The sequence below is a fragment of the Anaerophaga thermohalophila str. Valhall genome, from assembly GCF_000250735.1.
Lineage (GTDB): Bacteria > Bacteroidota > Bacteroidia > Bacteroidales > Marinilabiliaceae > Anaerophaga > Anaerophaga thermohalophila_A.
This window is the reverse complement of record NZ_AHZV01000132.1, coordinates 42,179-54,018: the sequence shown is the minus strand read 5'-3', so window position 1 is coordinate 54,018 and position 11,840 is coordinate 42,179. Positions and strand designations below refer to the sequence as shown.

Genomic DNA, 11,840 nt, shown 5'->3' with positions numbered 1-11,840 from the left:
CAATGGAAAATAAATTTGAAAAAGGTCGCTGACTTTTTCAGCAACCTCTAAATACATTATTCCATGCTTGCAAGAGCCATCTTATATCTTGTATCTAAAAATCTAACGATCTAACGATCTATTAGTCGTTACAATAATAAAAAAAGAAAATGAAGTGCAACGAATTCCATAACCAACTGGCATCAATCCGGGAAAAAGGTCAGCTCACCCGGGAAATGATGCAACACATGGAGACCTGTTCTTCATGCAGCGAGATGTATGCCCGGACGCAGTCTCTGTTTGATGTTATAGCAGAAGAAAAAGCCGAAAAAGTATCTCCGTTTATCAATACCCGCATTTTGGCACAAATTGAAAAACAGGAGAAAAGAGTATGGCTGGCAAGACCTGCAATTGTGTCGTTAATGTCAGTATTTATAATGGTTTTAGGCTTTTTTACCGCCGGCATCTTCAACAACCAAAATCAGGTGGCATCCGATTCGACTGAGATTATTGCATCGGAATACTATTTTTCTGACAACCCGGGTTCTCAATTAGAAGAAATATGGCTTAATTCGTACGTGTATGAATAAAAAAACAACCATAGCAACCATTATCATTCTTGTTGCAGCTTTTGCTGCAGGATGGGGTTTATTCCAATGGTTTAACACAACATCCGGGCAGAAAGAAACTATTTTCAGGCAGGAAGTAACTTATTCCGATACTTCGTCTGCAAACAATACAACACCTGGCCCGGGATTTCTCCAAATGGTTAATATTCTGGACTTTTCGGAAGAACAAGCACGCGCTTTTTCCAAAATCGAAAGCAGGTATCGCCAAAAAATGGCAAAATATACGGCTCAACTCGACAGTATTGATCTGGCCATTCTTGAAGAAGTAAAAAAAGAAAAACCCGACCGTGAAAAACTCGATTCTCTGGCAGCCCGCGCCGGAGAAATACAATACGCACTGAAAAAGGCAACCAGCGAACATTTTCTCCAGGTCAGAAATTTATGTACACCAAAGCAACAGGAGCGATTTATGCAGGTTATTTCCGATCTTGATCGTTATCGCCGCGGGCGAGGCTTCGGAAACGGGCCCGTACAAGGCCGGGGACAAAGAGGGCAGAGAAGAGGATGGAGAAACAGGTAACGGAGTCTGAAAAGCGGCCGAATTAAATCAGATATTATAAAAATCGTCCCCCCGACGATATCAAACATTTCATCAAAAATCAAATAAAACATTACTTTTTAGTGCGTGTCTATAAACCAGCAAGAATTTTCACAATATGAGTGTCTGTTCAGAAAGTGTTGGTTGCAAGGCTTGCGAAGCCGCCAAAAACGGAGTTTACTTTTCGTAAATGAGGATTTTGGCGGCGAGCGTAACACAGCAAATGGTACTTTACGGGCAGACACTTTATAAAACCTTTGCGTCATAGCGTCTCTGCGTTTAAGCATTTAGGCTTTTAACTTTTTCAGCCCTGTCTTTTATTATCTTCAGCCGTTGTTGGTATCTTTGCGTGACGATTGATATAAAATGGAACATGAAGCCTTTAATACCACCGCGATAAATCTGCCAATTAATGAAATCATTCCCGATGTCAGAAAAACACTGACAAAGGAAAACACACTCATTATCGGGGCTCCCCCCGGGGCTGGTAAGAGTACCATACTTCCGCTTGCTCTTTATAATGAGTCGTGGCTTCAGGGCAAAAAGATCATCATGCTTGAGCCGCGCCGGATGGCAGCACGTGCCATTGCGACACGGATGGCCTCTCTCCTCAACGAAAAGGTTGGCGAAACCATCGGATACCGCATTCGTTTCGAAAATAAAATAAGCCGGGAAACACGCATTGAGGTAGTCACCGAAGGCATCCTTACACGTATGCTGCAATCCGACAATGCCCTGGAAGAAACAGGAATGGTAATATTCGATGAGTTTCACGAACGCAGCCTGTTTGCCGACCTTGCCCTGGTATTGACACGAGAATCGCAACAGGTTCTTCGCCCCGATTTGCGACTGATCGTTATGTCGGCAACACTCAATATGCCACAGCTCACGAAAATTCTCAACGCGCCGGTCATTGAGAGCAAAGGTAAACAGTACCCGGTAGAAATCGTTCACACCGGCGCACGGGATATTTCTTTAATTCCCGAAAATGTAGTTCAGGCTGTATCTGCCGCGATAAAAAATGACCAGGGTGATATTCTGGCATTTCTTCCCGGTGAAGCTGAAATACGACGGTGCGAAGAACTTTTAAAAAACAATCTTACAGGCGTATCCATTCATCCGCTTTACGGTCAGCTGCCACCAAAAGCACAGCTGGCCGCCATATTACCACATCCAAAAGGAAAAAGAAAAGTAGTACTGGCCACATCCATCGCCGAAACCAGCCTTACCATTGAAGGGGTATCTGTTGTTGTTGACAGCGGCTACGGCCGTACCCTGCGCTTTGATCCGGGGACAGGACTATCGCGCCTGACAACCATAGAGATCACACGTGATGCTGCCGATCAGCGGGCAGGACGTGCCGGTCGTCTGGGACCGGGGAAATGCTATCGTCTGTGGTCGATTGCGGATGACCACAAAATGAAAGAACACCGTTTGCCGGAAATTGAAGAATCCGATCTGGCGCCTGCAATGCTCGATCTTGCCCGCTGGGGTATTACCGATCCGTATACACTAAACTGGCCTACGCCACCCCCTGAAAATCACGTGAATGAAGCCATCGAAACTTTGCAAAATCTGGGTGCAACCGAAAACAAAAGGATTACATCACATGGCAAAGAAATGGCAGCCCTCCCCTGTCATCCACGCATTGCTCACATGTTGCTGACGGCTAAAGAATCGGGACATCTGCCGCTGGCAGCCGATCTGGCGGCCATCCTCGAAGAACGCGATCCAATGCCACGCGAAACAGGAATCGACATAACCCTTCGTATTGAAGAATTACGAAGGCAACGCCGGGAAAAATTCAATAACAAACGTTGGAATCAGATCATAAAAGTGGCCGAACAGTACAACAAAATGTTCGGTAGCAAACCCGATAATACCCCTTTCAATCCTTATGAAGCAGGGCTTCTATTGGTACATGCCTATCCGGAGCGAATCGCCTCCGCCCGGCCGGGAAATGAAGCCCGATTTCAGCTTTCAAACGGACATTATGCCATAGCCTCCCACAACGACGATCTGGCACACGAACAATGGCTTTCGGTAGCTCACCTGGATGCCCGCGACGGAATGGGTAAAATTTTCCTGGCCGCTCCGTTAAATCCCGCCGATTTACAACCTCTTGTAAAAACGTCATCTACCATTACCTGGGACTACCGTAAAGGCGGTTTGCTGGCAACTGAAGATATGCGCATCGGTAGTCTCGTTCTGAAATCGAAAGATATCAAAAACCCTGATCCCGAACTGGTTATAAGGGCCGTCTGCAAAGCAATTCAGAAAGACGGTGACAAATTGCTTGATTTTAACAGCGATGTAATTCAGTGGCAAAACCGGGTAATGAGTTTGCGTAAGTGGCGTCCCAAAGAAAACTGGCCGGATGTGTCCACCGAAAATCTTTTTGACACCTGTTATGATTGGCTTTCGCCTTACCTTTTAGGAATAAAACGCAATGAGGAGCTAAAAAAAATCGACCTTCTCAGCGTGTTACATCATCACCTTTCGCCTGATAAACAAACCGCACTGGAGCGCCTCGCCCCCCAAAGAATAAAAGTACCGAGCGGCTCTCATATAAAACTCAACTATCAGCCCGACGGTTCTGCACCGGTTCTGGCCGTTCGTCTTCAGGAAATGTTCGGACTGGCCGATACGCCAAGGATCAATGACGGGACAACACCCGTGTTGCTTCATCTTCTGTCTCCGGGCTTTAAACCGGTACAGGTAACATCCGATTTACAAAGTTTCTGGAACAACACTTATTACGAAGTTAGAAAAGAACTCAAAAACCGCTATCCAAAACATGTGTGGCCGGACGATCCCTGGAAAGAGTCGGCTGTTCGCGGAACCAGGCGGAAGAATAAGTGATGTTGCGGAACGTCTTTAAAAAACAACGCATTTTTCGAATAATTCCGTTGGTACGGCTTTCTGTGTAAGAAATTACCGCTCGCCTATGCAGATTTGCTCTGCAAAGAAATCCGCATCAACGGAGTAAAGACCCCTTACAGAAGGGGTAATGACCCCTTATGGAAGGGGTAACGACCCCTTATTGGAGGGGTAACGACCCCTTATGGAAGGGGTAACGACCCCCTATGGAAGGGGTAACGACCCCCTATGGAAGGGGTAACGACCCCCTATGGAAGGGGTAATGACCCCCTTTGGAAGGGGTAACGACCCCTTATGGAAGGGGTAATGACCCCCTTTGGAACGGGTAATCACCCCTTACAGAACGGGTATGACTCAACGTTAGTGCAAATAAATGAGTAATTAGGAACCAGGCTCAATACAGCATAAAACTCGTTGTGAGCAAATCCTTATTAAACATTTCCCCTTCATTTCAGGTTAAAAGAAAAAACAACCTGAGAAAAAATAAATATGGAATTAGGTATCGGAATGTTTGGTGATCTCACCTACAACGAAAAGCAAAAAAAATTTCAACCGGCCGGTGAACGACTAAAAGAAATGGTGGAACAGGTAAAACTGGCCGACGAAGCGGGTCTTGACAGTTTTGTTTTGGGAGAGCATCATCGCCCCGATTATGCGGTATCTTCAACCGAAATAGTTTTGTCGGCCTTATCTTCCGTGACTAAAAAAATTAAACTTGCCAGTGGTGTTACGGTACTAAGCTCGGCCGATCCGGTAAAAGTTTTCCAGGATTATGTTACACTCGATTTGCTTTCTGACGGCCGGGCAGAAATCATTGCCGGACGTGGCAGTTTTACCGAATCATTCCCTCTCTTTGGATATAATTTACAAGACTATAACGAACTGTTTGAAGAAAAACTGGATTTATTGCTCAAACTGAACCGGGAAGAAACCGTATCATGGAAAGGTAAATTCAGACCTCCGCTTGAGCAGCAAACCGTTTATCCAAGACCCGAAAGACAGCTGCCTGTATGGATTGCCGTTGGCGGTACTCCCGAGTCGGTATTACGGACAGCACGGCTGGGTTTGCCCATAATGTTTGCCATTATCGGGGGCAGACCTGTGCAATTTAAGCCTCTTATTGAATTCTACAAAGATGAATACAAGAAACACGGGCACGATCCTGAAAAGATGCAGGTTAGGGTTCATTCCCACACTTTTGTAGCAGATTCCGCAGACGATTTACTTGATAATTATTTCCCGGGTTATGCAGCACAAATGGATCGTATCGGTAGTTCCCGCGGCTGGATGCCTTATACCAAACGTCAGTTTATTGACGGACTCAGCCCTGAGGGTGCATTATACATGGGCGATGCTGCTGAAGTTACCGACAAAATTCTCAAAACCATTGAAATATTTGGCCTAACAAGGTTTATAGCTCATATCGATGTGGGCGGGCCTACTCATAAACAACTGATGAAAACAATTGAATTATTTGGAACCAAAGTTGTTCCGGAAATACGGAAAGCTTTAACCTGAATTATTCATAAATTTTCTATTACAATGTCCAACTATCGGCGAAATACAAGCGTCCTCAATAAAACCGGCTCGAAAATAATTCATTATTTCCTTCTCCGGTTTTATCTGTGGTTGATTCTATTTCTTGATATTTGAACATCTCATCACGAAAACGTATGAATAAATCAGCTTTAAAAAAATGAGTCATCTTCTAAAATCCGGTTGAGTCGATGAATTTAACCGGCTTTATTCCCATTCATTGTCTTCAGTCCGTCAATGGCATCCACATGAATGGTCACACCAATCGCATATTTTTCCTCCACCCGGGCTTCATATTCGCTCGCAATATTGTGCGCTTTTGACAAGCTGTAATTGCCCGGCAAACGAATATGAAAAACCAGCTCGGAGTGGTTGCCGTAATGATGAATCTTAAAATCGTGCGGGTCCAGAAACAAATTGCCATTAATATCGTGACCAATGGACTCAATTTCACGTCTCATATCCGTTTCAATATTTTCTCCCAACAAAACACTTATCGTCTCTTTCATTATCCCATAGGTGGTATAAAATATCATCAATGAAACGAAAACGCCCAGGACGCTGTCCACCCACCAAAGTTTTCCGCCGATGAATATCCCGGCCAATATTACGACACTGGATATAGCGTCTGATCTGTGATGCCAACCATCGGCTTTAAGCGAATTAGAATTTAATTTATTCCCGATGATTATTGAATAACGGGCCATTATTTCTTTTATCACAACCGAAGCCACAGTTACCCATATAGCTACGGGCCCGTAATTAAAAACAGCCCGTTCCCTGAATTTGATCACGGATTCGGATAAAAAATTAAACCCTACAACCGCCAGTAAAATACCAACGACAAGAGATGCTATAAGTTCGGCCCTGCCGTGACCAAAAGGATGCTTTTTGTCGGCCGGAATAATCGAAACCTTTAAACCCAAAAGAACTGCCAGCGAAGAAACAGAATCGAAAAGCGTATGCCAGGCATCGGCCAATAGTGCAACAGAGTTGGAAACAACACCAGCCCAGTATTTCACTGCAAACAAAGCAATATTTAAAAAAATGGATGCCCAGGTAGCAATGATGCCTTTTTTTGTCTTCATCAGTATAAAATATATCTGAATTATAGGTTTTCGCAGCTTTCCCAAACAGACGGGTCTTTCAGGAAGAACTCAACTTCAATAATTTATACATCCTTTGTTTTCGGATAGGAAACGTAACACAGTAAATGGTACTTTATGGACAGATACTATTTAGTACGTGTCTATAAACTCCCAAAAAATTTTTACAGTATGTGTGTCTGTTCAGAAAGTGTCATTTTCAAGGCTTGCGAAATCCGAAAATACGGAGTTTACTCATCGTAAATGAGTAATTTTCGGACGAGCATAACACAGTAACTGGCACTTTATGGACAGACACTATTTAGTGCTCGTCTTTTATCGGATTTTTATCAACCGGAAACCCTTCCTCACTCCACTCTTCATATCCTTTCTTTAAATGGAATAAATGAGTAAAGCCTCTTTTTTTAAGAATTTTCATGACCGTTTGGGAACGTTCCCCATACTCGCAATATATCAGCAGCGGGATATCCTTATCAAAATCTTTAACCAAATCAAGAAGCACTTCTTTTTCGCCGGCATAAACAGCTCCCGGAATGCGGTCTTTAACAAACTCTTCATAAATTCTCACATCCAGAACAACGGCATTGTTACATGTATCCAGGATGGAAAAGAACTCACTGCAAGATATATTTTGTTGACAAAACAAAGGTACACAACCTGTACTAATCAACAATATAAAAAACAAAGCTCGCCTCATCAGTAATAGATCGTTAGATTTTTAGACTTAAGATATGAGATGACTAATATAATATTGATATACTTAATTTTAGTAAGCAAAACTTCTCATTCTCAAACAGCTGGTTGATAGTAATTGCAGCGGAACTCGTTCATTAGTATATAATTTACTTAAGTTATTGGCCGAATGTAACCCGCATGTGAGTATTATACCTGTTCTTGTTGTGGTAAACCTTGTTATATTTGTTCATCTTAAATCTTAAATCTAAATATCTAATCATCTATTAAAGTAAACCTTGCCATGACTGTTTCATCATTCCAAAATAAAAAGGTCTTCAATTATTGCATCAATAACAAACCAGCCTTTGCGGGTACCGTAAATATATCCGTCGCTTTTTTCAAGAAATTCTTTTTGAATCCATTTATTAATATCGGGTTCAATTCGGTTCCAGTAACTTTCAAAATTCTTTTTAACTTCATCAACATTCATTCCTTTACTGGTTCTCAGGCGCAACATCAGGTATTCATTAAAACGGTCTTTAAGGGTTAAAGTTTCGCAAGATATTCCTGCAGAAAATCCTTGTTTTATATACTGATTTAAATCGGATTTGTTCCAGTATCTTTTTGTGCCGTCGAAGGAATGAGCTGCGGGACCGGCTCCAAGATAAGGTACATTATCCCAATACGCGGTATTATGCCTTGAGTAAAGACCATTTCTGCAAAAATTGGAAATTTCATAGTGTTCGAATCCCATTTCTGCAGCTTTGTCGTGCAGAGCCCAAAATATCTTTTCACTTTCCGAATCGTCGGGTTCCGAAAGTCTGTTTTGACGCTTAAGTTTACCGAATTGTGTTCCCGGCTCGATGGTAAGATGATAAGCCGAAAGATGCTGAACCGGATAGTTGCTTAATATATCCAGGTTGGATAAAAAAGTCGAGCCATCCGACCAGGGGAGACCATAAATTAAATCAATGCCTACATTTTCAAAACCGGTCTGGAAAACCCACTCAAGTGAACGCCGGCTCTGCATCGCATCATGTCGTCGCCCCATTTTCTGCAGATCAACATCGTAAAAACTCTGAACACCAATACTCAGACGGTTTATACCGGTTTTACGAAGTGCTTTTAAGTATTCGGGACTTAAATCATCGGGATTAACCTCTAAAGTAATCTCGGCATTGTCGGCTACAGGAAAATTTTTCGATATGGTATTTAAGATATTATCAATACTTTTCTCCGAAAAAAGACTTGGTGTTCCTCCTCCAAAATAAATGGTTTGCAAATTATTCTTTCTACTCCCGAAAAAATGCCTTCTGTCTCTTAATTCTTCCAAAAGCTTTTCAATATATTGTTCCCTGTAAAGAAGCTTTGTACTTTTGAAAAAATCACAATAACTGCAACGGGTTTTACAAAATGGAATATGTATATAAATTCCGGACATGATTGAAAACGAAATTATTGATAAGAAAAATCGCGAAAGCCGCGCCAACTCTTAAAATGTTCCACGTGAAACATTCTGAAACAGTAAGTTATCAACAATTATTAACCGGTTATCAACAATTTTATCAACATGAATAAAACGCTGAAACACATTGTAAATTATAAGTTTACAATAATCACCTTACTCACTATTCTGTTTTTAAGTCTTTCATCGGGCGAAAATATCAACAAACCCTGGTTTTTAAAATTTGAAAATTCCGACAAGATTGTTCATTTTGGTATGTATGGTTTTCTTACCCTCATCTATCTGATGGAACGTACCCGCTTTTTAAGAATAAGAACCAAAACCAAACAAACCCGATGGTACTTTGTTCTCTGGATATTTATTACCGGTGGCATTATAGAGGTATTACAGCCTTTACTTGCCGAACGGCAGAAGGATATATGGGACTTTCTGGCTAATACCGCGGGAATTATTTCAGCGTATCTGGTGTTTCTGTTAATACGGCAGTATATAAAAAATCAGTAACGTAAAAATTTTTTTCTAAACTGATTGTCAATATTCTGGAATCCACTCCTAATGGTCTCTTTTGCCAACCTCATTGTTGCAGGAAATTTTTAAATTCTCCTTAACAATTAGTTATTGTCGGTCCATAAAGTGCCATACCCTTCAACCTTCCAACCCTCCGACCCTTTTTACCATTGGAATAGATCAAAACCATGCCCCCGTGTTCTCAGCCCTATGCACAAATAATCTACAGCTTCAGTAAAATGTTTTCATCGTTGCCCATACGCTCAATAATTCCTCCGATGCTTTCACTTTTAAAATATTTCACCACTTCGCTTCTTATCGCGCTGTAACTGTCGTGAACGGGACAACGTTCTTTTTTGTGTGTTGAGCTCTGACACGGACCGGTACCAATAAGGCAAGTCTCAAAAAAACCCGGTCCGTCGATAATTTCAACAATATCGAACAAGGTAATATCATTTGAATCTTTAGCCAGATAGAACCCCCCGGTTGGACCTTTAAAACTTTTCAGCAGACCTTTTCGCACGAATATCTGCAATATTTTACTTAAAAACTGCATGGGAATTCCAAGCTCAGATGCAATAATGCGTGCATTGGCCCGGTTTTCTTTACTGCCTTTCATTCCTATGAAAATAATTGCCCTGACTGCATATTTACAAGTTGTTGACAACATAGCTTTTTATATAAATTAGTGTTTTTTGTTCTTCTTCCATTGTTTACTGAATGACGAATTGGCAAAATCCGGGAAAGCACGCTTCTCTCCTACCATAGAATCTGCACCTGAAAATCTGGTAAAGAAATTCTTAACAGGGCCGTTTGCCATGTCCATTAAACGGCGTGATTGCAGTCCTTTTTCCATACCCTTCATTACCATACCTTCAAAAACCGGTCTCAATCCTTTATTTACAGCATCGCGCCGGTTTTTCAACAACAGTTCGGGCAATGGTATTTTTACCGGGCAGACTTCACCACACTTTCCGCATAGTGAACTGGCAAAACTAAGATGCTGATATTCCTTTAGTCCGCGAAGATGTGGCGTGATAACAGAACCTATTGGCCCGCTGTAAACAGAATTATAGGTATATCCGCCTACATTTTTATAAATAGGACAAGCATTCAGGCAGGCTCCGCAGCGAATACACGACAAAGCTTCCGATTGTTCGGGTGTATTATAAAGATTAGTCCTTCCGTTATCAAGCAATATAACGATCATCCGGTCCGGTCCGTCTTTTTCAACCTGCTTTGCCGGTCCGAAAACCACCGAATTGTAAACGGTAACCTTTTGACCGGTTCCATGAACAGCAAGTAAAGGCCACATCACATCCAAATCTTTAAAGGAGGGTAATACTTTTTCAATTCCTGCCAAAACAATATGAACCTTTGGAAAAGAAAAAGAAAGCATTCCGTTTCCTTCATTTTCGGTAAGTGCAATGCCTCCCTCTTCAGCCAAAAGAAAATTGGCACCGGTAATTCCAACCTTAGCACTTTTAAATGCATCTCTTAGTTTTTTACGAACAAACCGTGTCATTTCTTCAGGTGTGGAGTCCTTTGGAATATTGAATTTCTCATGAAAAAGAGATGCAACGTCTTTTTTGGATTTGTGCATGGCAGGCGTTACAATATGGTAAGGTTTTTCACCCGCCACCTGTACAATAAATTCGCCAAGATCGGTTTCAATGGATTGAACACCCATGTTTTCCATGTGATGATTGATATCTACCTCTTCGGTAGTCATCGATTTACTTTTCACCAGCATCCGGGCGTCACATTCTCTGACAATAGAAGATATAATATCGACGGCTTCAGCACTGTCGGCAGCCCATTTAACCTCACACCCGTTGGCAGCAGCATTTTTTTCAAACGTTTCCAGATAGTCGGGAAGATATTTCAACACCTTACGTTTCAAAACAGCTGCCTTCTGCCTGGCCAGTTCAAGGTCTTTATACCGCTTCTGCCCTTTTTCCACAGCAGCATCATACCTCGAAATATTGAAACGTATGGTAGCTCTGTGCTTGTAATCGAAAGCAACCCGTTTAGCATCTTTCAAAAATTGTTTTTCCTCTCTTCCCGGCATAGATCACTGTTTCTTATATGGTATTTTATCAATTCTGCGTTTATGACGACCACCCTCGAAACCGGTAGTAAAAAAAGCATTTACTATCTTAATGGCTTCCTGTTGTTTAAGAAATCTTCCCGGCAGAGCACAAATATTGGCATCGTTATGAAGCCTCGCGAGATAAGCAATTTCAGTATTCCAGCATACTGCAGAACGAATTCCCTGGTGCTTGTTAACAGTCATGTTAATACCGTTACCACTTCCACAGATTGCAATACCTATCTCGCATTCACCATTTTCAACAGCTTCGGCTAAGGGATGTGCATAATCGGGATAATCGGTACTGTCATCCGAATCGGTACCAAAATCCACAACATCCAGGCCCCTTTTCAAAAGCTCCCCTTTAATGAAGGTTTTCAGACTGAAACCTGCATGATCACTTCCTATACCTATCTTCTTGAATAGCATATTT

11 protein-coding genes are annotated in these 11,840 nt (G+C 42.0%); 5 read left to right on the top strand and 6 right to left on the bottom strand.

The annotated features are described in order from the left end of the window. Positions 1–149: 149 nt before the first annotated feature. From OQ5_RS0107205 to OQ5_RS0107190, 4 genes are all read left to right on the top strand, one after another. Positions 150–569 carry an anti-sigma factor family protein gene (locus OQ5_RS0107205; RefSeq protein ID WP_016776837.1) on the top strand — a complete coding sequence of 140 codons (420 nt, stop codon included), beginning with the start codon at positions 150–152 and terminating at the stop codon, positions 567–569. After that, positions 562–1,128 carry a Spy/CpxP family protein refolding chaperone gene (locus OQ5_RS0107200; protein WP_016776836.1) on the top strand — a complete coding sequence of 189 codons (567 nt, stop codon included), beginning with the start codon at positions 562–564 and terminating at the stop codon, positions 1,126–1,128. The genes OQ5_RS0107205 and OQ5_RS0107200 overlap by 8 nt, the downstream gene beginning before the upstream one ends. A gap of 384 nt (positions 1,129–1,512) precedes the next feature. After that, a complete protein-coding gene (gene hrpB / locus OQ5_RS0107195) occupies positions 1,513–4,008 on the top strand; it encodes an ATP-dependent helicase HrpB (RefSeq protein WP_016776835.1) in 2,496 nt (831 codons plus the stop codon). 507 nt (positions 4,009–4,515) lie between these two features. Continuing rightward, positions 4,516–5,544: an Atu2307/SP_0267 family LLM class monooxygenase gene (locus tag OQ5_RS0107190; RefSeq protein WP_016776834.1), complete on the top strand. Its 1,029-nt coding sequence runs from the start codon at positions 4,516–4,518 to the stop codon at positions 5,542–5,544. Between the two features lie 215 nt (positions 5,545–5,759). On the opposite strand, the gene OQ5_RS0107180 is transcribed toward OQ5_RS0107190, so the two are convergent. From OQ5_RS0107180 to hemW, 3 genes are all read right to left on the bottom strand, one after another. Further along, the gene (locus OQ5_RS0107180; RefSeq protein ID WP_044107719.1) at positions 5,760–6,650 is read right to left on the bottom strand and encodes a cation diffusion facilitator family transporter; all 891 of its coding nucleotides are present in this window, start codon (positions 6,648–6,650) and stop codon (positions 5,760–5,762) included. A 319-nt stretch (positions 6,651–6,969) separates the two neighbouring features. Next, entirely contained in the window at positions 6,970–7,365 is a 396-nt protein-coding gene (locus OQ5_RS0107175; RefSeq protein ID WP_016776831.1) for a rhodanese-like domain-containing protein, read from the bottom strand. 291 nt (positions 7,366–7,656) lie between these two features. Next, positions 7,657–8,784, bottom strand: coding sequence for a radical SAM family heme chaperone HemW (gene hemW / locus OQ5_RS0107170; RefSeq protein ID WP_016776830.1), 1,128 nt, complete (start codon positions 8,782–8,784; stop codon positions 7,657–7,659). A 129-nt stretch (positions 8,785–8,913) separates the two neighbouring features. On the opposite strand from hemW, the gene OQ5_RS0107165 reads away from it, so the two are divergent. Further along, positions 8,914–9,312: a VanZ family protein gene (locus OQ5_RS0107165; protein WP_016776829.1), complete on the top strand. Its 399-nt coding sequence runs from the start codon at positions 8,914–8,916 to the stop codon at positions 9,310–9,312. Between the two features lie 226 nt (positions 9,313–9,538). Here the strand turns inward: OQ5_RS0107165 and OQ5_RS0107160 are convergent, their stop codons facing one another. Genes OQ5_RS0107160 through rpiB form a run of 3 tightly spaced genes read right to left on the bottom strand, consistent with a single transcriptional unit; the run spans position 9,539 to position 11,836 of the window. After that, on the bottom strand, positions 9,539–9,985 hold the full coding sequence (locus tag OQ5_RS0107160; RefSeq protein WP_016776828.1) for an RrF2 family transcriptional regulator: 447 nt from the start codon (positions 9,983–9,985) through the stop codon (positions 9,539–9,541). A 15-nt stretch (positions 9,986–10,000) separates the two neighbouring features. Then, on the bottom strand, positions 10,001–11,386 hold the full coding sequence (locus OQ5_RS0107155; protein WP_016776827.1) for a LutB/LldF family L-lactate oxidation iron-sulfur protein: 1,386 nt from the start codon (positions 11,384–11,386) through the stop codon (positions 10,001–10,003). Positions 11,387–11,389: 3 nt separating this feature from the next. Continuing rightward, on the bottom strand, positions 11,390–11,836 hold the full coding sequence (rpiB, locus tag OQ5_RS0107150) for a ribose 5-phosphate isomerase B (RefSeq protein WP_016776826.1): 447 nt from the start codon (positions 11,834–11,836) through the stop codon (positions 11,390–11,392). Between the last annotated feature and the right edge of the window lie 4 nt (positions 11,837–11,840).